The following is a 19,718-nucleotide window of genomic DNA, read 5'->3' on the forward strand; positions in this document are numbered from 1 at the left end:
GGTGCGTGTGAGTCTTACTTTTCGGCGATCAGCTCGACCACGGTGGCCTGCTGCGGAAATTGCACGGGCGGGCGTACCCCGACGGACTCCAGCTCCCGACCGGTAAGGACCGTGTCGTGGTGGGCCCATTCCAGCGGCGACTGACCAGGTCCGGGGATCGACGCTGCGACATCGACCACCCGCAGGCGGTACCGGCGATCGCGCGCGAGGCCCGGCATCCGCACCCGTCCACCGGGGTGGCCGACCGAAGAATCGACCTGCGTGATCGTGAAGAGGGCGGATGCTGCGTCCGCAGCGATCATTCCGCGCACATCAACGCCCGGCTCGACGCCGTCGACGTGGACGACGTGGCCTGTCGCGATGAGCGGGCGGATCCGCTTGGCCAGCGCGACCCATTCTGCGATCGCGGCGCGGGTCTCGTCATCGACGGAGGTCAGATCCCACTCGATGCCGAAGTGACCGAACAGGGCGACCGCTCCGCTGAGCGAAAGCGACACCGAGCGGTGGCTCGAGTGCACGACCGGGCTGGTCAGGTGCATGCCCATGAGTTCGGGCGCGACGACGAGGCCGGTGTACTTCTGGTTCGTGAGCCGCTCGATCGGGTCGAGGCTGTCACTGGTCCAGATCCGATCGGTGCGGTCCAGGATGCCGAGATCCACTCGGGCACCGCCGGACGCGCAGCTTTCGATCTCGAGCCCCGGGTGGCGGGACTTGAGTTCGTCGAGTAGCCGATAGACGGCAATGGTGTGGGTGCGCACACGGCTCACGCCTGCGGGTCCGCTTCCGGCGTCGACCAGGTCGCGGTTGTGATCCCACTTCAGGTAGGCGATGGGGTACTCGTCCAGGAGAGCGTTGAGCCGAGCCGAGATGTAGTCGTACGCCTCGGGGTGCGCGAGGTTGAGGACCTGCTGCTGTCGTGCCGACGGCGGCAGAGGCATCCGCCCCCGCAGAATCCAATCGGGATGCCGGCGGGCAAGGTCGCTGTCGGGATTGACCATCTCGGGCTCGACCCAGAGTCCGAACTCCATGCCCCGCTCGCGCACGTGATCGATCAGGGCGTGCAGGCCCTCGGGCCAGACATCCTCGTCCACGAACCAGTCACCGAGGCCTGCCGTGTCATCACGACGACCGGTGAACCAGCCGTCGTCGAGCACGAAACGTTCGACGCCGACGCCAGCCGCAGCATCCGCCAGAGCCGTCAGCTTCTCCAGCGAGTGATCGAAGTAGACGGCCTCCCACGTGTTGAGCGTGATGGGCCGCGGACGGCGCGGGTGCTGGGGACGCGCCCGCCATTCGTCATGGAAACGTGCCGACAGTTGGGTGAGACCGTCACCCCACGAGCCGATGACCGACGGGGACTGCACTGACTCCCCCGGCGCCAGGATGACCTCGCCGGGAAGCAGCAGTTCGCCGCCGGCGAGAAAGGCGTCACCCGACGTGGAACGCTCGGCGATGACGCGATGGTTGCCGCTCCAGGCGACGTGAATGCCGTGCACACGTCCGTGCTCGAAACCGAACCCGGGGCGTCCGGCCGCCAACAGAAGTGTGGCGTCGGCTCCGGGACGCCCGCGACGACTTTCACGCGTGTGCGTGCCGAAAGTGAAGGTGTGACGCTGCGGCGAGCGCTCACGAAGGTGGCGCCCCGTTGTGTCGAGAAGTTCTGTTGCGTCCCACGGGAGGGGAAAGGCGGCCTGCAGCGACTGCAGCGTGTAGGAGCTATTGCCGGTGTTGCGCAGCAGGATGCGCTGGTGGAACAGCCCGCTGGGCCCGACGCGCAGCTCGACGTCGGCGGCAAGCCGAGCCTCGGTATCGATCAGTGAGATCGTCGCGCGATGCTCGTTCGCCTGAACGCCGGCGACTTCGAGGCGCAGGCTGGTTCCAGAGCCTTCGCGGTGTCCATCGGCGCCGGGGGTCCCCAGCCAGCCGACGGCTTGTGTGGCGACCAAGCCCAAGCGAGGCGTCTGGTCGAGCCCGCCCGACACACGCTGCGGGCGTGCGGCGACGACCAGCGAACGCAGGGTCTCTGGTGTTGAGTCGATGAGTTCTTCGCCCCAGTGGACGATGACCGGATGAGGCGCGGCCGACATGTCGAGGACGACGCTGGTGCCGCCGCGGTGGAGATGCAATGCATGGGCCGACCGGTCGGATTCGACGGTCTGGTGCCTGCGGGAGTCTGCGGAGCGGTGGTCTTCGTTGGTCACGAATTATTTCTACCGCGAAAGTAATAAGCGTGTCAAGAGTGAGTACTGGTCACGATTGCCGCGCATCGCCGTCACGTTGCTGTCATGATGGAACCAAATGGAGACGACACCATGTTGACCGAGAGCCACGAAGCGCTCGCCCGAGAGGTGCTTATCCATGGGCCGATCGGCCGGAGCGCCCTGGGACCACGCCTCGGACTTTCACCGGCCAGCCTGACGCGCTTGGCCAAGCCCCTTCTCGAACGCGGCCTGTTCATCGAGCTGGATGAAGCGTCCACAGGCTCGGTGGGTAGGCCCGTACGCCCGCTCGACATCAACCCCGACCTCGGCGACTTCATCGGCCTCAAGATCACCGGAGACAGTGTCTACGCGGTGCTCACCAATACGAGAGCCGTCATCGTCGACGAGCGCGAACTCCCCCTCCTCAGCACCGAACCGTCGGCGGTCATCGAACTGCTCACCACCCTGATCCGCGACATTGCCACACTTGCCCCTGCTCCCCTCGCGGGCGTCGGCGTCAGCCTCGGCGGCGCGGTCGACGACAACGGTCGGGTCCTCCGCGCTCCATTCCTCGGCTGGTCGAATGTCGACCTCGCCGCACCCTTGACTGAGGCGTGCGGAGTGGAGGTCACGGTCGAAAACGACGTGGTCGCGCTCGTCGAGGCCGAACGGTGGTTCGGCGCGGGCCGCGGGCGATCTGGATTCTCGGTCATCACGATCGGCGCCGGCGTCGGCTACGGGCTCGTCATCGGCGGCGAGTCGGTGCACACACGTGAGGCGGGTGTCGGTCTCGGCGGCCACATCCCCCTCGACCCGACCGGTCCACTTTGCCCGGAAGGACACCGCGGCTGCTCGTCCGCGCTCCTCACCTCGGTCGGGATGTGCGCTCAGGTGCAGGGAGCGCTCGGCAGACCTGTCGACTACGACGAAGTGCTGACCCTCGCGACGAACGCTGACCCGGTCGCTGTGGCGGTGGTGGATGCTGCCGCTCGCGGACTCGGCAGACTCATCGCCCTCGCGGCCAACCTGACGATGCAACCCACAGTGGTGCTCGCCGGAGACGGAATCGGGCTGTGGGGTATCGCCGACGATAGGATCCGGATCGCAGCCGCGGCTGACCGCGATCCGCTCGCCCAACCCCTCGAGATCCTCGTCGACGACATCGGCTTCGGCGCGTGGGCGCGCGGCGCTGCCGCTGTGGCGATCCAAGCATCCATCGCCCGCCTGACCGGCGCAGTGACCTTTCCCTGACGGTCAGGCGACGGTCCCCGGGCGTCGTCGAGGCTGGTGCTACAGCGATTCACCGGCTTTCCACACCCGGGCTACAGCCAGGTCGGAATCCCAGAGCACCATGTCCGCAGGACCACCCACCGAAATCACACCGAGGTCGGGGCGACCGATCGCTCGGGCGGGGACGACGGTCGCCGCGGCGAGCGCTTCTGCCAGCGGCACACCGAACCCCACACAGTTGCGGACCGCCGTGTCGAGGGTCAACGTCGATCCGGCGATCGTCGCCGTCCCTTGGATGCGCGCCACTCCGTGGGCGACTTCCGCGGTCAGTGAGCCCAAGGGATAGAGACCGTCTGGGGCCGCCGCGGCGGCCATCGCATCGCTGACGATCGCCACGCGGCCTGGTGCTGCCCGAAAGAGCATCGCGACGACGCGGGGGTCGACATGGTGTCCGTCGGGCACCACCTCGAGAGTGACGCGCTCGTCGGCGATTGCGGCTCCGACCGGTCCGGGTTCGCGGTGGTGAAGAGGATTCATTGCGTTGAAGGTGTGCGTGAGCAGGCGAGCTCCGTTGTCGAACGCGCGTTGCGCGGTGGCGGCGTCCGCGCCTGTGTGCCCCACGGCCGTTGTCACCCCGGCGGCGTGAATCAACCGCACGGCGTCCATCCCCCCGCTCAGTTCGGGAGCGAGCGTGACCTGGCGCACAATCCCGGTGTCGATCAGGGACTGCAACTGGACGAGATTGGGGTCCGAGAGCGCGGATCGGTCGTGTGCTCCGCAGTGTGCGGTGTCGATGAACGGGCCCTCGAGATGAGCGCCGATGATCGAGGGAGACGAGGGCGCAGCATCCCGAATCGTGGCCAGCCTCGTCACGAGGGCGTCGATGGGCGCGCTCACGAGTGAGGCGACAACACTCGTCACGCCGTGCTGCAGATGAGTGTGGGCAGCCGTAGCGAGATCGTCGGGCGACTCGTCGAAGCCGGAGCCACCTCCGCCGTGGCAGTGAATGTCGACGAGTCCGGGCGTGAGGATCGCTCCCGGTCCGATCGCCGACAGCGCGTCGACGATCGTCGTGTCCGACGCCACGTTTCGACGCCAGTCATCCCCCTCACCAACAGCAACCACTGCCCCACCGCGCAGGTGGACCCACGCGTCGGCGATGTCGCGATGTTCTCCGACGGCTCCGGTGGTGATCAGACGTGCCGAGTGAACGACGGTGTCAGTCATGATTGTCCGCGCGCGCGGCAAGCCCGATCCACAGGGATCGATCGGCGAACGATGTCGAGATTGCGTGCCACGGTCGCCGTGACCGCGGCGGCAGTGCGATCAGCAGGGTTTCGGCTGACCTTCACCCCCACCCAGTCCAGGCACCCCGCAGCCTCCATTGCCGACATCACGTGAGAAGTGTCGAGGAGCGACGCCGAGTCGGGGTCGGTCTCGGCGATCGGTGGATGGGTGTCCGTCCACGCTGAGCCGTACGGACCATCCGCGTACGCCGCTCCCGAGAAGGTCAGGCCGGTGAGGTATCCGCTCTCACCTGCGACCTTGATCTGCGCAGTGACCTCGTCGGCGTCGCGCAGTTCGATTGCGGATCGTCCCCAGTTCATCCAGAGCCCGATATCGGCGGATACTCTCCCGAGCACCTCGATCTCGTCCTCCAGCCGAAGGAACCCCTTCTCGTACGTCTGACCGGGCCGCACCGCATCGCAATGTTCGATGATCAGGCGCGCTCCACCCCAGTCCCAGGTCGCGATCTCGGCGAGGGACTCCGCCAACGCATCCTTGTTCGCCGACTCGTGAGGCGCAGAGTGAACCGCGACGAAGTCGATCTGTGCCGAACTCTGCTGTGCGAGCGTATGCACGTCGGCGTGAAGCATCCTGAAATCAGCAATCGCTGCCGCCCGCCCTGCGGAGTCTCGCGAAGCCAGACCGTAGGAAGGCATGGCGGCGCATCGCTGCATCACCCACGGCAGCGCGGTGATCGACAGCTTCGCGCCCGCGGGCACATGTTGCAGAAACCAGGACGTGTCGTGCGGGTGAAGCGCGCCCATCCACGGAACCTCGAGCCCGGCAACGGTCGGGAGCGCGCACAGCGTCGAGAGGAGCTCGGCTTCAAGTTCGGGGTCCCACACGGTGTGCGCAGGGGACGCCGCGTAGGCGCTGATGATGGTTGCGGGGTTCACGGCTGGCACGTGCCGTTCACTGAACGAGGTGCCGGTGTGCGCGGGTGTAGCGGTAGTAGTCGGCCAATTGAAGGCGGGATGCTGCGGCATCATCCACGAGCACCGTCACATGCGGGTGGTGCTGCAGGATCGTCGCGGGCCAGAGGGCAGAGACCGCTCCCTCAACCATGTGATGGACGGCCTCCGCCTTGCCGCTGCCCGTCGCCACGAGCACGACATGGCGGGCTTGCATGATCGTGCCAAGACCCTGGGTGAGGCAGTGCATGGGCACCGCGTCGAGGTCACCGTCGAAGAACCGGGCGTTGTCTCGCCGTGTCTGCTCGGTGAGGGTCTTCACGCGGGTGCGCGATGCGAGCGAGGACCCCGGCTCGTTGAAGGCGATGTGACCATCGGTGCCGATGCCGAGAATCTGCAGGTCGACCCCGCCGGCCGCGCTGATCGCCTCTTCGTACCGGAGGCAGGCGGCGTCGAGGTCAGGGGCGTTGCCGTCGGGCGCGTGGATAGCCGCCGGATCGATGTCGACGCGGGAGGTGAAGTCCTCGTCGATCACCGTCCGGTATCGGCAGGGATGCCCCTCCGGCAGCCCGACGTACTCGTCGAGGGTGAAGCCGCGGGCGCGGGCCAGCGACAGTTCTCCCCGGCTGACGCCTTCGGCGAGAGCGTCGTAGATGCGCAGCGGGCTCGACCCGGTCGCGAGGCCGAGCACCGCGTCGGGTGTGCGGCGCAGGAGGTTCGTGATGTCGTCGGCGACGAGCTGTCCGATCGACTCTTCGTTCGTGATGATGACTTCCATCAGCGCTCCTCTTCTAGTGCCCGCACGAACCACGAGGTGATCGTCGAGGGGTGAGTGATTGCGGTACCCACGCATACGGAGTTCGCGCCGGCATCTTTTGCGGCGGCCGCGGCGGCGGGCGTGTGGATGCGACCCTCAGCGACGATGGGGCGGTGGCAGTGCTCGCTGAGCTGGGCAATGAGTTCCAGATCGGGACCCGCGGTCTTGGGTCGCTCGCCCGAGTAGCCCGAAAGTGTGGTGCCGAGGATGTCCGCGCCAGCGTTCTCGGCGGCGATGGCGTCGTCGAGCGATCCGCAGTCCGCCATCACGAGCACGTCATGCGTCTCGCGAAGTCGAGCAATCGTTTCAGTGAGAGTGAGTCCATCGGGACGAGAGCGCCGCGTGCCGTCGAGAGCGACGATGTCGGCTCCTGCGTCCGCGACGGCTCGGGCGTGCGCGAGCGTCGGAGTGATGAAGACGTCAGAGTCGCCGTCTTTCCACAGTCCGACGACGGGTACCGGCAATGCTTCGGCGGCCCGGATGTCTGCGATGCCCTGCAGGCGGATCGCGGCGGCTCCCCCGACGATCGCGGCGTGCGCGATCTGCACCATGGTGCGCGGGTCTCGCATCGCTTCACCGGGGTAGGCCTGGCACGAGACGATCAGCCCTCCGTTGAGGCGGGCGAGGATTTCGGATGCGTCGAATCTCATGCTGCGTAAACCTCCAGTGCTTCCCAGGCAGATCCTGCTGCGCCCAGGAGCGGCGCCCGACCGCCGAGCACGCCGGGAATCACGGGGACGTCCTGGAGTGCATCGATCACCTCGGCGTGGAAAGAGTCGGCCATCGGTTGCCACCAGTCATCGCCGATGTCGGCGACACCTCCGGTGACGATGACCTTCTCGGGGTCGAGCAGGGTGACGGCCGCGGCAATCGCACGGCCGACGGCCGTCGCGGAGTCGTGAATTGCGCGTCGCGCGAGGGCGTCGCCTGTATGTGCGCGGGCGACGACCGTTCGGGCGTCGGATGCCGCGGGGTCGCCGCCGAGCGTGAGGTAGTGGCGGTGCAGTCCAACGCCGGAGCCGATCGCTTCGAGATGGCCCGGGCGTCCGCACGGACACCTCAGGTGGTCGGCGCCCGGCGTGGGGACGTGCGCGATCTCGCCCGCGACGTGACGCGCACCGCGGAGCACGCGCCCGTCGATGATGATCCCCGCTCCGACGCCGGTACCGACCGCGACGACCAGTGCGCTGGATGCGCCGACCGCGGCTCCGTAGCTGTACTCCCCCGCCGCGTGCGCGTCCGCGTCGTTCTGGACATGCACGCTATACCCGGATTCGCACGCGCTGCCGAGCGCAGCACGGATTCGCGTCACCACCGACGTGCCCGCCCAGTCCGCCAAGGTGTCGGTCGACGAGACGATCGATCCCTCCCGCACATTGACGACACCGGCGGTCGCAACACCGATGCCTCGGACCACCACCGAACCGCTCGACCGCTCAAGAAGCGTGATGGCGAGGTCGCGCACGGTGTCGATGACGGCATCCGGGCCCTCGAGGGCAGGTGTGGGTGCGAGTTCCGTGTCGAGGATCCGGCCCGCGCGGTCGACCAGTGCCACCGCGGTTTTGGTGCCGCCGATGTCGATGGCGAGCACTGCCTCCGACATCAGGCGACCGGGTCGGGGAGAAGGTCGAGAGAGGCGAGGATGTTCTGGATGCGGTCCACCGCGGTCTCATCGAGCGGCTGGGTGGGGAACGCCATCGTGGCGTGGTCGATGATGCCCCTGGCCTTCATCGCGGCCTTGAACGCGCCGACACCTGTGGCGTCGCCGGAGAGCCCGGTCGGCTGGAAGACGATCTCGAATACGCGGTTGAGTCGCTCTTGCTCGTCGCGCGCGGCTTCCCAGTCACCACGGGTCGTGGCATCCCACAACCGCACGTAGCCCGCCGCTTCAACGTTCGCGAGCCCGGGAACAACGCCGTCCGCACCGACGAGCGCCATCGCGTCGACGATGACCTCGTGACCGGTGAGGAGCTGCACCGGGTGACCTGCGGCGGCATTCGCCGCGACGAGCCGGCGGAAGCCGACGTCGTCACCCGAAGAGTCCTTCACGCCCGCGATGACACCATCGACGGCGAGACCCAGGAGCAGGTCAGCGGACAGCTTGGAGTGCACCCGCACGGGGACGTCGTACGCCCAGAGCGGCACGTCGATCCCGGCAGCGATCGCACGGAAGTGCGCCGTGATCTCGGCCGGCGAGTTCAGCGTATAGAGAGGAGCGGTGGTCACGACCGCATCGACGCCGGTCGCGGTGAGCCGACGAGAGGTCTCGAGGATGCGAGCCGAGGTGAGCTCGATCGCGCCCGCGATGATCGGCACACGGCCGGCGGTGGCGCTGACGATGGTGCGCGCGATCTCGACCCGCTGGTCGTCGGTGAAGTACGCCGTCTCGCCGGTCGAGCCGAGCGCGAACAGCCCGTGGACGCCGGCACCGATGAGGTAGTCGACGAGTCGTTCGAGCGAGGAGTGGTCGATGCCGCCGTCGGGAAGCAGGGGTGTCGCGACCGGAGGGACGACACCTGCGAACTGGCGTGCGGGCAGGGTCGTGAGTGAAGAGGTCATGTGGGGCTCCAGGTAGGGAAGTTCAGCTGAACGAGGTCGGCTCGAGCAGGGAGGGTGAGGCACCCAGCAGGGTGCGCGTGTAGTCGTCGGTCGGGTTGTCGAACACTCGGGCTGCGTCGCCGAACTCGACGATGCGGCCTTTGTTCATCACGGCGATCTCGTCCGAGAGGTAGCGGACGGTCTGGATGTCGTGCGAGATGAAGACCATCCCGAGACCCAGTTCGTCTTTGAGATCGGTGAGCAGGTTGAGGATCTGCGCGCGCACCGAGACGTCCAAGGCTGAGGTCGGCTCGTCCGCCACGATCACTTGCGGGTCCAGCGCCAGCGCACGGGCGATGGCGACGCGTTGCCGTTGCCCACCGGAGAGTTGTCCGGGGAGTGCTTCGAGGGCGGATGCCGGGAGCCCGACCATGCCGACCAGGTCTCGGACCTTCGCTTCACGTTGCGGTCGGGTGCCGATGTGGTGCACCTGCATGGGGTCAAGCAGCGCGTCTCGCACTGTCATCCGTGCATTGAGCGCGGTGGCGGGGTCTTGAAACACCACCGACAGGATGCGTCCGAGCCGCTTGCGTACGGATGTCGTGAACGACCTCACGGGTTCCCCGGCGAACACGACCTCACCCGAGGTCGGGCGTTCGAGGCCCACGAGCACCTTCGCCGAGGTCGACTTGCCCGAACCTGACTCGCCGACGATGCCCAGCGTCTGGCCGCGCCGGACGGTGAGTGACACACCGTCCAACGCATCGACGTACTGCTTGTGGAACAGCGTGGACGAGCGCGACTTGTAACGCACGTGCACGTCACGAAGCTCGATCACTGGTTCGTTCATCGTCCTGCTCCGATCGCTTCGATGGGCGCATCCTCGGGATGCGCGGCGTAGTAGTGGTCTGTGCCTTCGATGCGCCGACGGACCGGGACGACGCCGAGGTTTCGCGCCGGGTCCGACGAGCGCGGCGCGAACCGGTCACCGAAGGGGAAGTCGCGCGGCGAAGGCACGACACCCTGTACCTGGTGGAGGCGGGTCGAACCGGTCTCGATCGAGAGAACGGCGCCGAGCAGACCACGGGTGTATTCGTGCACGGGCTGCGTGAGCACCTCACGAGTGGTGCCCTGCTCGACGACCTGACCGGCGTACATGACGGTGATCCGGTGGGCGAGTTCTGCCACCAGCGCGAGATCGTGAGAGACGAAGAGCATCGCGAAGCCGAGCTCTTCGCGGAGCCGGTTCAAGAGCTCGATGACCTGCGCCTGGACTGTCACGTCCAACGCCGTGGTCGGCTCGTCAGCGATGACCAAGCGAGGATTGCGAGTGAGAGCCATCGCGATCAAGACGCGTTGGCGCTGACCGCCCGAAAGCTCATGCGGGTACGACGCCAGGGTGCGTTTCGGGTCGAGCCCGACGAGCTCCAGCAGATCTTCCGACGTGCGCGTGCCACCGCGGGAAGTGAGCTGCTTCATCTGCGAGCGGATGAGCATCGCGGGGTTGAGCGAGCTCAAAGCGTCCTGGTAGATCATCGCGATGTCGTTCCCGCGCAGAGCGTTGCGTTCTGCGGAGCCCATCGCCAGGAGATCCTTGCCGTCGAACAGGATCTTGCCCTGGAGCGTCGCCCGCGGGTCGAGCAGGCCCATGATGGCGAGCGAAGTGATGGACTTGCCGCATCCTGATTCGCCGACCAGCGCCATGGTCTCGCCCGGACGAACCGTGAAATTGACGTTGTCGACCACGTTCACATCTCCGTGTCGCGGGAACGCGATGGAGAGGTCTTGAACCTCGAGCAGGGGCGCGGAGTCGCGACCGTACATGAGGCGGTCCGTGCGTTGCAGTTCTCTTCCGCGCAGTTCGGCGAGACGCTTTTCGAGTGGGATGACCGTCACCGGCACGGCGTCGATCAAGTCTCCGGGCAGGCCGGATATCGGCATCCGCTCATCGCGCAGCTCATCGATCCCTGCCGCGACCTCTTCTGGGGTGGCTCCCTTAAGCGCTGGTGCTTGCGCCTCTTCGAGGTCGTGCGTCGCCTCTTCGGTGGAGCCGGCGTCGACGGTGACCTTGCGGGCCCGCGGTGAGACCATCGCGTCGGTCATCGACTCTGCGAGGAGGTTCAGCGCGAGGACGGTGAGCATGATCAGCAGCCCGGGGAAGAAGGTTGCCCACCAGGCGCCGCTCATGACCAGGTTGCGGCCGGCGGCGATGACGTTGCCCCAAGACGGTTCAGGGTCGGGCACGCCGGCCTGGATGAAGGAGAGGGATGCTTCGAAGACGATCGCGTCGGCGACCAGGACGGTGGCGAAGACCAGGACGGGCGCGATGCTGTTGCGCGCCACGTGCTTCGCGATGATGCGCGGCGTGGACGTTCCCATCACGCGGACAGCAGAGACGTAATCCTCGCCGTACTGGTCGAGGATGTTCGCCCGAATGACGCGGGTCAACTGCGGGACGTAGAGGAACGCGATCGTCAGCACCAGGACCGGGAGTGACTGACCGAAAACGGCGACGAAGACGGCTGCGAGCGCGATTCCGGGGAACGACATCACGATGTCGAGGATGCGCATGAGCGTTTCGGCGATCGCTTTGGGGGCCGTTGCGGCGACCGTGCCGAGCACCGCTGCTGCGAGGAGGGCGACGAGGGTGGCGCCGAGTCCGATGACGAGCGAGTAGCGCGCTCCGTAGATGAGACGGGAGAGGATGTCTCGGCCCTGTCGGTCGGTGCCGAACCAGTGCTCTGCCGAGGGCGGCAGCACCGGCGGCCCGGACGCCAGCGGGTCGTAGGGCGCGAACACCGGCGCGAAGATCGCGATCACGCCGATGGCGATCAGGAGACCGAGGGAGATTTTCGCTCCGAGGGTGAGCTCCCCCAGGCGAAGGCCCGGGACGGAGAGTCGTTCTGTTAGTCGCTTGCGCATGTCACACCGACCTGATTCGGGGATTGATGAGGACGTACAGGAGGTCGACGACGATGTTGATGATGACGAACGCGAAGGCCACTGCGAGCGTCACTCCCTGTACGAGGTTGGGTTCGTTGTTGGTCACGCCGTTGAGGATGAGCGTGCCCATCCCGGGGAGAGCGAAGATGATCTCGATGACGACGGCGCCGCCGATGAGGTAGCCCACGCGAAGCCCGAGCACGGTGACCGGTGTGATCAGCGCGTTGCGGAGCACATTGCGTCCGACCACGATCCGGCGGGGGACGCCGGCCCCCAGGGCGGTCCGTACGTAGTCCCGGTCGAGTTCTTCGACCATGGAGGTGCGGACGACGCGGGAGAGTTGGCCGATGACCGGGATCGCCAGCGCGATCGCAGGGAGGGTCATTCGCGCAAGCCACCCGGCGGGATCTTCGGTGAACGGAGGGAGCGGACCCGACGCCGGCAGAAGGCCCAGCTGCAGGGTGAAGAGCTGGATCATCAGGATGGCGAGCCAGAACGACGGCGTCGAAAGCGAAGCGATGGACAGGATGCGGATGAACTGGTCGGGCCAGCGATCGCGGTAGACCGCCGCGACGATGCCGAGGATGCCCGCGCCGATCACCGCGATGATGAGACCGAGGAAGGTCAGCTGGAGAGTGATCGGGAAGGCGCGAGCGACTTCGTCGATCACGGGAAGCTGTCGTGCGGAGTAGGTGCCCAGGTCGCCCTGCAGCATTCCCACGAGAAAATCGAAGTAGCGCACGAGGAGTGGGTCGTTCAGCCCCATCGCTTCGCGGTATGCCTCGCGGTCCTCGACCGAAGCGCCCTCGCCGAGGGCGGTGATGGCCGGGTCGACCTCTGAGAACGACATCACGAAGAACACCAGAAATGTGATGCCGAGGATCATCAGCGGCAGCTGAAGCAGCCTTCGCCCGATGAGACGGAGCGTGTTCGACACGGTCAGTCCTTCCAAGTTTGTGGGCCGGGGCGCGACGCGAGGTCGCGCCCCGGCTCAGGGGATTACTGCGCGGCCACTCCGACGTCGAGGAACGACAGTCCGGTGGTGGGCACCGGCGCGAAGCCGACGAGGTCGTCGGCACTCCACGCCGTGGGGAGCTGGCGGTGGAACAGCGGGTACAGCGGCACCTCTTCAGAAAGCAGGTCGAATGCCTCGTTCCAGGTGTCCTGCTGCTCGTCGCCGGACTGGGCGACAGCTTCGTCCATCAGGGCGGTGAGTTCAGCGAACTCGGGGCTTCCCGCCCAGCGGTAACGGTCGTTCGGCCACACGTTGTCGCCGTACCACCAGCGCATCAGGATGTCAGCGTCGTTGCCGAAGACCGACGGGTCTCCGGGAGCCACCATCACTTCGAAGTCACCGGCGTCGACCTTGCCGTACTGCGCGGGCGACTGCCCGATGTCGAGCGTGGTCTGAATGCCGACAGCATCCAACGACTCCTTGATCAGCGGAGCCACCTCGCGCACCCAACCGGTGTCGGTCGTCAGCAGCGTGATCGACATGTCACTCACACCGGCGTCGGCGAGCAGCTCTTGCGCCTTCTCGGGGTCGTAGGTGTAGACGGTGGATGCCTCGTTGTAATTCGGGTGCCCCTCGGGGAGGAACGACGTGGCGGGCACCGCGTTGCCCAGCAGACCGGTGTTGATGATCGTGTCCATGTCGAGCGCGTAGAAGAACGCCTGACGAACCCGCGGGTCATCAAAGGGAGCCTGCTGCGTGTTGAACATCATGAACAGCAGACCGAAGGACTGCACGGTCTCGACATCGACCGTGGCCGCCAGCGAGTCGACGTCGATGTAGGGGACGTCTTCCATGGCCTGGATGGTGCCCGATGACATGGCCGTCACGCGAGCAGCGGGATCCGACAGGAGGTTCCAGTTCATGCCGGCAGCAAGGGCCGGGCGTGAACCGTTGTAGTCGTCGTAGCGCTCGAAGACGACGGCGTCGTCGGGAGTAGCAGAGACGAGTGCGTACGGGCCGCTGCCGATCGGGTTTGCCCCGAAGTCCTCGGCGTCTGCCTCGACGACTGCCTGCGGGACGATCTTGACCACACCGAGACGCTCGTTGACGAGCGAGAACGGGTAGTCGGTGGTGATGCGGACGGTGTCTTCGTCGACAGCTTCGACCGTGTCGATGAAGTCGATGAAGCTCGTGAACAGGCTGCCCGACTCGGGGTCGAGAACGCGCTCGTAGCTGTAGACGACGTCTTCGACGGTGACCGGGTCGCCGTTGTGGAACGTGGCGCCTTCGCGGATGTCGATCTCGTAGGTCGTCTCGTCGACCTCGGTCGGCAGGTCTGCCGCGAGCGCTGCATAGGGTTCGCGTGTCACAGGGTCAAGGTCAACAAGGCCCTCGAAGATGTGCCAGTTCGCGGCGAGCGTGACGGCGCCAGTCGCGAGCATCGGGTCGAAGCTGCCGCCCAGGGCGTACGAGATACCGGCTTCGATGATCGCATCGGGGTCGGTCGCTTCGGTCGGAGTGCTGGCTTCCGGTGCCGCTGATGCGCCGCAGCCCGCCAGGACGAGTGCCACGGCGATGCCGCCTGCAGTGAAGGCTGCAAGGCGACCCGCACCGCGGCGGGAGGTGAATCGGGAGTTCATGTGTTAGCTCCATTGGTGATGGGGAAGGACGTCTTGAAGACATCTGACGTCTGACGTACTATAAACACAGGTTGCCGCCCTGCACAATAGGCAAGGCGCCTTTAAGTTTCTGAATGGAGTGGGACGGATGCCCCAGAGTGACACCCGCGGATCCCGAATGCGCCGCAACACAACGGCCGATCAGATCAAGCAATTCATCCTGCGTGAGAACCTCCGACCGGGTGACCCGCTCCCTACGGAATCGGAGTTGGGCGAGACGCTGGACGTGTCGCGCTCGTCGGTGCGCGAAGCCATCCGCACGCTCTCAACGCTGGACATCGTGACCGTCCGGCACGGACATGGCACCTACGTGGGCGGGATGTCGCTCGACCCGATGGTCGAGGCCCTCGTGTTCCGCGGCGTGCTTTCGCCCGAAGGCTCGCTCAACGCACTCCGCGAGGTCGTCGAGGTTCGGCTGGCGTTGGACCTGTCCATGGCCGAGCGTGTCGTCGGGGCGATCGGCCAGGCAGACGCTCCCGCGCTCCGCGCGATGGTCGACGAGATGGTCGAGAAGGCATCGCGTGGAGAGAACTTCCTCGAAGCGGACCGCGCCTTCCACACCACAATGTTCGGCGTGATGGGCAACAACCTGGCCCAACAGTTGGTCGGAGCCTTCTGGGATGTCCACACTGCGGTGCTTCCGCAGCTCGGGTTGGCCCTCCCTGCAGACATGCGTCAAACCGCGAAAGCCCATGGCGACATGCTCGAGGCCGCCCTCCAGGGTGACGTCGACGCCTACCGGCTCGCGGTCGTCGAGCACTATCAGCCCTTGCAGCGAGTCCTCGCTGCGGTCCAGTGACGCCCACGTCACTGCGCTATGGGATCGTCGGTGCAGGATACTTCGGGCGTGAATTTGCCCGCATCCTGAGAGGCATCCCTGGCGCAAAAGTGGCCGGCGTCTACTCGCCAGGCAATGGCGCAGAACTGGCGCGCGAAGCGGATTGTCTGGATGCTTCGACGCTGGAGGATCTGCTCGACGAGATCGACGTCGTGATCGTTGCATCGCCCAACCACGCCCACCTCGAACCTGTCGTCGCCGCAGCCGCGCGGGGGGTCCACGTCTTCTGCGAGAAGCCCGTCGCGCTCACCTACGCCGACTGCGATGCGATGCTGTCGGCGTGCGAGCGCGCGGGAACGCTGTTCATGGCCGGCCATGTGCTGCACTTCATGCCGGGAGTCGAACGCGCGGCCCAGCTGGTGAACGAAGGAGCAATCGGCGAGCCCGTCGTGGGCCGCGCGGTGCGAACCGGGTGGGAAGACGGCAGCCGCGCGCCGAGCTGGAAGAAGACCCGCGCACTCTCGGGTGGGCACCACTTCCACCACATCCACGAACTCGACGTCCTCCAACTCCTCATGGGCGCGGCCGATACGGCCACGATGATCAGTGGACAGGCGCCTCAGGCCGGGTCTCGTACCGGCGACGAAGATCCGATCGCACTCGCCACACTGACTCTCCCCCACGACCGCTACGCAACCCTCGAGTGGGGCTCGGTGCACCGCCGACCTGAACATCAGATCACCCTGCAAGGCACGGAGGGCTACCTCACGATCGACATGCATGAGGTCGGGGTCACCATCCACACCGGCGCGCAGACCGAGCGCTTTCCGCTGCATGACAGCTACGCCGTGGACGCGGAACGCGCCCGTCAGAATGCCTCGACGACCTCAGGCGGCGGCGTGACGTACGGTGACGCGTCTCTTCGTCCGCCGGGATGGCTTAGGGCCGGAATGCATCGCGAGCTCGAGTACTTCGATGGGCTCGTGCGCGGCACCGTGTCGAGCGGCGGATTCTGGAGGCCATTGACGGACGGCACGGCTGCGAGGTCGTCGATAGCCACTGCATCCGCTCTCACGCTCGCGTCTGAGCTGCGCCGGACCGTTGTGATCAGCGAAGTGACCGCCGCGCGCTGAATCGGTGGTCGTCCTCTCGAAGTCGCTTGACCACGGAGCGCCTTCACGGTACCTTTCGAAAATCAGACGTCTGACGTCGTACGATCAACGAAAGGTGCTCGATGCCTCACCATCTCCCGACCCTCAGTCCCCCACCTCGGCGACGCCGCCGTTCCGTCCGCGCCGGGCTTTCCGCGGCGGTGGGACTCACTATGGCGTTGACCGTGGCGGTCCCCGCCCATGCGGCTCCGACACCGGACAGCGTGACCACGCCGAACGCCGCCCCCGGTTCGTTCGCATCGTCGAACATCGGCGGTGACCGCACCTCCGCGAACTTCTTCTACCGCATCCCCGCTCTTGCACATCTCGGTGACGGAGTCGTTGTCGCCTCGTGGGACGCGCGTCCTGGCAGCGCCGCCGATGCGCCCAACCCCAACTCGATCATCCAGCGTCGGTCTGTCGACAATGGGCAAACGTGGGGGCCTTTGCAGATCATCGCTGCTGGACACACTGCCGATGGTTCGGGACCCCGATACGGCTACTCCGACCCAAGCTACGTCGTCGACCGTGAGACCGGACGTGTGTTCAACTTTTTCGTCTACTCGAAGGACCAAGGCTTTCAAGGAAGCCGATATGGAAATGACGACGCAGACCGCCAGATCATCAGCTCGGCTGTCATTCACAGCGATGACGGTGGGGTGACCTGGACGACTCCTCGGCTGATCACCGAGGTCACAAAGCCCGCCAACGGCACTGTCGCGAACGGCGTCTACACACCAGTGGCCGGGGATGTTCGCGGAAACTTCGCCACGTCGGGTGAAGGAATCCAGCTGCGCTACGGCGAGCATGCCGGGCGCCTCCTGCAACAATTCGCCGGGACGATTCTGCAGCCGGACGGGTCCGTTCAGATCCAGGCCTACACGGTCTACTCCGACGACCACGGCGACACCTGGCACAAGGGACAGAACGTCGGCGTGGGCATGGACGAGAACAAGGTCGTGGAGCTCTCTGATGGTCGCGTCATGCTCAACTCGCGCGACAGCAGCAATGGCAGGCTCCGTAAGGTCGCGATCTCTGAAGACGGCGGCGTCACCTATGGACCGGTCGAGCGCGACTCAGAGCTCCCCGACCCCACCAACAACGCGTCGCTGATCCGCCTGCACCCCGACGCAGTGGAGGGCAGTGCCGAGGCTCGCAAGCTCCTCTTCACCAACTCCAACAACGGAGCGAACGGCGACCGTGTCAATGGCGCCGCGCGCGTTTCTTGCGACGATGGTGCGACCTGGCCAGGGCTACGCACGATCGACTCAGGATTCTTCGCGTACTCCTCCGCGACTGTGCTCGATGACGGTCGCATTGGCGTGCTCTGGGAGCGCAACTACACCAGCGACATGCGGCTCACTTCCTTCGACGACGCGTGGCTGAACTATGTTTGTGCCCCACTATCCGTTCCCGAACAGCAGGCAGAGCCCGGCGGGACGATCGATGTTCCGGTGACCATCACGAACCAGGAACAGACCGAGATCAGCGGAACGGTGACCTTCTTCACTCCGGCCGGCTGGGACGCGTCATCGGCTCCCGTGACCACACTGGCGCCGGGAGAGTCCACCACCGTCGAGGTTTCGTTGACCTCGCCGACCACGGCCGTGGGCGCGAACCGTCTCCAGGCCGCGTTCACGCGAACGGATGGGCGTATCAGCCAGTTCACGACCACGGTGCAATTGCCTCAGTCGACCAGCATCGGTCTCACTCTGACTTCAACGAACACCACCCCCGCGCGTGACCTGGCAACCAATCCCTTCCAGGCAGGCGATGTGCTCAGCTACAGCCTTCGGGTCACCAGCACCGCGTCCGTCGCCACGCTTGTCACGCCGAGTGCAGCAAACTTCACGTCCGGGTTCCTGCCGACGGCTTGCCGATGGCAGAACCTCGCAGGGCAAGGCGCCTACAACTGCACGACACCTCGCCGCACGCTGACGGCCGACGACATCGAACGCGGGTGGTTCCAGCCCGAGTTCAGCTTCACCGTCGCACCGATGAGCGACACCGCGAAGACTGTCGTGGTGAACCACACCGGCGCGCCCGTTGCGCTGCGCGACGGCGTTCTCGGGGCAACCATCACCGGCCAACGCGCCGATGCCGGCCGTGACCTCGAAACGTCACCATATTCGGCCGGCGAGCAGGTGCCCTACAGCTTCCGAATCGACAGCACGTCGCCGGTTGCTGCAACCATCGCACCGACTGAGGGAACCTTCGCGCCTCTCGTCCCGCCCGGGGCAGGCAACTGCCGCTGGACCAATCTGGCGGCATTCGGCGGATATGACTGCACCACTCCGCGACACACCGTCACAGCGGAGGAAGTCGCTGACGGGTACTTCACTGCGTCGTCGACGTGGACGATCAGCACCTCCGGTCTGACGGCCGCAACCCTCGAAGTCGACGGCGGCGAGGTCGACGTTGCGGCGCGGAGCCCTCGGTTGTCCGAGACGCTGACGGGCACATGGAATGACACCAACGGGAACGGAGTCGCGAACGTCGGTGACACGATCACCTGGGTGGCCTCGGTTGCCAACACCGGCAACGTTCGCCTGACTGACGTTGTCGCCAATGATGCAGCCCTCGGCGAGGTGTTGGCCGGGGAATCGGTCACCGTCTTCACGAAGACTGTGCCGATGGATGCTGCGAACCTTGCGGCCGCCTCTCCGACAGTTCCGAGTCTCGAGGTCTCTGGATCGAACGGCGCGCTCGCGGCTGTTGTCGACGAAGCCGTCACCGCTCCCGCCATCCCGTTCGCTTCGCCCTGGGATAAGACTGCCGTGTATACGAAGGGGAAGATGGTGACGTTCGCTGGGCAACTGTGGGTTGCGACCTGGTGGACGAAAGACCAGGCACCCGGAGACGCAACGGGGGCTTGGCAGCAGATCGTCACGACCGATGCGGGCATTGCCTTGTGGGTTCCCACTCGCATCTTCGTCAAGGCTGATGTCGTCATCCACGAGGGAGCGGCTTACGTCGCCAAGTGGTGGACCCGCAACCAGCAGCCTGATGGCACCGCACGCAGCCCGTGGGAGGAACTGGACGGCGACTGAGCAGATACCTCCTCAGCGCAGGGCTCACAATCAGTCGAACGAGACGACCAGGTGGTCCCGGAAGCCCCACGCTTCCGGGACCTTCGGGGTGCAGGTGACGGGCTTGAGCGCGATCATCGGGTTATACCGTAGAAATGGGTCTGCGTCAATCCCGAGCCAGATTCCTGCTGTCCGCGCG

The 19,718-nt window shown here is 66.1% G+C and carries 15 protein-coding genes; 4 read left to right on the forward strand and 11 right to left on the reverse strand.

Annotated features, from left to right (window positions below):
* Window positions 1-14: 14 nt before the first annotated feature.
* Window positions 15-2,087 (reverse strand): alpha-galactosidase, encoded by a 2,073-nt coding sequence (locus tag LG299_RS10570; protein WP_404434863.1) that lies wholly within the window; start codon window positions 2,085-2,087, stop codon window positions 15-17.
* 198 nt (window positions 2,088-2,285) lie between these two features.
* Here LG299_RS10570 and LG299_RS10575 point away from each other — a divergent pair, with 198 nt between their 5' ends.
* Window positions 2,286-3,452: an ROK family protein gene (locus tag LG299_RS10575; protein WP_404429977.1), complete on the forward strand. Its 1,167-nt coding sequence runs from the start codon at window positions 2,286-2,288 to the stop codon at window positions 3,450-3,452.
* Between the two features lie 39 nt (window positions 3,453-3,491).
* On the opposite strand, the gene LG299_RS10580 is transcribed toward LG299_RS10575, so the two are convergent.
* From LG299_RS10580 to LG299_RS10625, 10 genes are all read right to left on the reverse strand, one after another.
* Entirely contained in the window at window positions 3,492-4,658 is a 1,167-nt protein-coding gene (locus LG299_RS10580) for an N-acetylglucosamine-6-phosphate deacetylase (RefSeq protein WP_404429979.1), read from the reverse strand.
* Window positions 4,655-5,614, reverse strand: coding sequence for a DUF4862 family protein (locus tag LG299_RS10585; protein WP_404429981.1), 960 nt, complete (start codon window positions 5,612-5,614; stop codon window positions 4,655-4,657). Before LG299_RS10585 ends, LG299_RS10580 begins: the two co-directional genes overlap by 4 nt.
* Before the next feature lie 16 nt (window positions 5,615-5,630).
* The gene (gene nagB, locus LG299_RS10590) at window positions 5,631-6,407 is read right to left on the reverse strand and encodes a glucosamine-6-phosphate deaminase (RefSeq protein ID WP_404429983.1); all 777 of its coding nucleotides are present in this window, start codon (window positions 6,405-6,407) and stop codon (window positions 5,631-5,633) included.
* Window positions 6,407-7,096, reverse strand: a complete 690-nt coding sequence (locus tag LG299_RS10595) for an N-acetylmannosamine-6-phosphate 2-epimerase (RefSeq protein WP_404429985.1) — start codon at window positions 7,094-7,096, stop codon at window positions 6,407-6,409. The genes nagB and LG299_RS10595 overlap by 1 nt, the downstream gene beginning before the upstream one ends.
* The gene (locus LG299_RS10600) at window positions 7,093-8,049 is read right to left on the reverse strand and encodes an ROK family protein (protein ID WP_404429987.1); all 957 of its coding nucleotides are present in this window, start codon (window positions 8,047-8,049) and stop codon (window positions 7,093-7,095) included. The genes LG299_RS10595 and LG299_RS10600 overlap by 4 nt, the downstream gene beginning before the upstream one ends.
* Window positions 8,049-9,005, reverse strand: a complete 957-nt coding sequence (locus LG299_RS10605; protein ID WP_404429989.1) for a dihydrodipicolinate synthase family protein — start codon at window positions 9,003-9,005, stop codon at window positions 8,049-8,051. Before LG299_RS10605 ends, LG299_RS10600 begins: the two co-directional genes overlap by 1 nt.
* 22 nt (window positions 9,006-9,027) lie before the next feature.
* The gene (locus tag LG299_RS10610) at window positions 9,028-9,834 is read right to left on the reverse strand and encodes an ABC transporter ATP-binding protein (RefSeq protein WP_404429991.1); all 807 of its coding nucleotides are present in this window, start codon (window positions 9,832-9,834) and stop codon (window positions 9,028-9,030) included.
* A complete protein-coding gene (locus LG299_RS10615) occupies window positions 9,831-11,906 on the reverse strand; it encodes a dipeptide/oligopeptide/nickel ABC transporter permease/ATP-binding protein (protein ID WP_404429993.1) in 2,076 nt (691 codons plus the stop codon). Before LG299_RS10615 ends, LG299_RS10610 begins: the two co-directional genes overlap by 4 nt.
* Before the next feature lies 1 nt (window position 11,907).
* Window positions 11,908-12,864 carry an ABC transporter permease gene (locus tag LG299_RS10620; RefSeq protein WP_404429995.1) on the reverse strand — a complete coding sequence of 319 codons (957 nt, stop codon included), beginning with the start codon at window positions 12,862-12,864 and terminating at the stop codon, window positions 11,908-11,910.
* A gap of 62 nt (window positions 12,865-12,926) precedes the next feature.
* On the reverse strand, window positions 12,927-14,522 hold the full coding sequence (locus LG299_RS10625; protein WP_404429997.1) for an ABC transporter substrate-binding protein: 1,596 nt from the start codon (window positions 14,520-14,522) through the stop codon (window positions 12,927-12,929).
* 157 nt (window positions 14,523-14,679) lie between these two features.
* On the opposite strand from LG299_RS10625, the gene LG299_RS10630 reads away from it, so the two are divergent.
* The 3 genes from LG299_RS10630 to LG299_RS10640 all read left to right on the forward strand — a co-directional run bounded on the left by LG299_RS10630 (window position 14,680) and on the right by LG299_RS10640 (window position 19,540).
* Window positions 14,680-15,360, forward strand: a complete 681-nt coding sequence (locus tag LG299_RS10630; RefSeq protein WP_404429999.1) for a FadR/GntR family transcriptional regulator — start codon at window positions 14,680-14,682, stop codon at window positions 15,358-15,360.
* On the forward strand, window positions 15,357-16,472 hold the full coding sequence (locus tag LG299_RS10635; RefSeq protein WP_404430001.1) for a Gfo/Idh/MocA family protein: 1,116 nt from the start codon (window positions 15,357-15,359) through the stop codon (window positions 16,470-16,472). The genes LG299_RS10630 and LG299_RS10635 overlap by 4 nt, the downstream gene beginning before the upstream one ends.
* Window positions 16,473-16,663: 191 nt before the next feature.
* On the forward strand, window positions 16,664-19,540 hold the full coding sequence (locus tag LG299_RS10640) for an exo-alpha-sialidase (RefSeq protein ID WP_404430003.1): 2,877 nt from the start codon (window positions 16,664-16,666) through the stop codon (window positions 19,538-19,540).
* Window positions 19,541-19,718: the final 178 nt, after the last annotated feature.

Source organism: Microbacterium lacus (assembly GCF_044794305.1).
Classification (GTDB): domain Bacteria; phylum Actinomycetota; class Actinomycetes; order Actinomycetales; family Microbacteriaceae; genus Microbacterium; species Microbacterium lacus_B.

Excerpts from the sequence above, each read along its gene's own strand:
- LG299_RS10570 (WP_404434863.1), bottom strand. The coding sequence starts at position 2,087 with ATGTCGGCCGCGCCTCATCCGGTCATCGTCCACTGGGGCGAAGAACTC.
- LG299_RS10575 (WP_404429977.1), top strand. The coding sequence starts at position 2,286 with ATGATGGAACCAAATGGAGACGACACCATGTTGACCGAGAGCCACGAA.
- LG299_RS10580 (WP_404429979.1), bottom strand. The coding sequence starts at position 4,658 with ATGACTGACACCGTCGTTCACTCGGCACGTCTGATCACCACCGGAGCC.
- nagB (WP_404429983.1), bottom strand. The coding sequence starts at position 6,407 with ATGGAAGTCATCATCACGAACGAAGAGTCGATCGGACAGCTCGTCGCC.
- LG299_RS10595 (WP_404429985.1), bottom strand. The coding sequence starts at position 7,096 with ATGAGATTCGACGCATCCGAAATCCTCGCCCGCCTCAACGGAGGGCTG.
- LG299_RS10600 (WP_404429987.1), bottom strand. The coding sequence starts at position 8,049 with ATGTCGGAGGCAGTGCTCGCCATCGACATCGGCGGCACCAAAACCGCG.
- LG299_RS10605 (WP_404429989.1), bottom strand. The coding sequence starts at position 9,005 with ATGACCTCTTCACTCACGACCCTGCCCGCACGCCAGTTCGCAGGTGTC.
- LG299_RS10610 (WP_404429991.1), bottom strand. The coding sequence starts at position 9,834 with ATGAACGAACCAGTGATCGAGCTTCGTGACGTGCACGTGCGTTACAAG.
- LG299_RS10615 (WP_404429993.1), bottom strand. The coding sequence starts at position 11,906 with ATGCGCAAGCGACTAACAGAACGACTCTCCGTCCCGGGCCTTCGCCTG.
- LG299_RS10625 (WP_404429997.1), bottom strand. The coding sequence starts at position 14,522 with ATGAACTCCCGATTCACCTCCCGCCGCGGTGCGGGTCGCCTTGCAGCC.
- LG299_RS10630 (WP_404429999.1), top strand. The coding sequence starts at position 14,680 with ATGCGCCGCAACACAACGGCCGATCAGATCAAGCAATTCATCCTGCGT.
- LG299_RS10640 (WP_404430003.1), top strand. The coding sequence starts at position 16,664 with ATGGCGTTGACCGTGGCGGTCCCCGCCCATGCGGCTCCGACACCGGAC.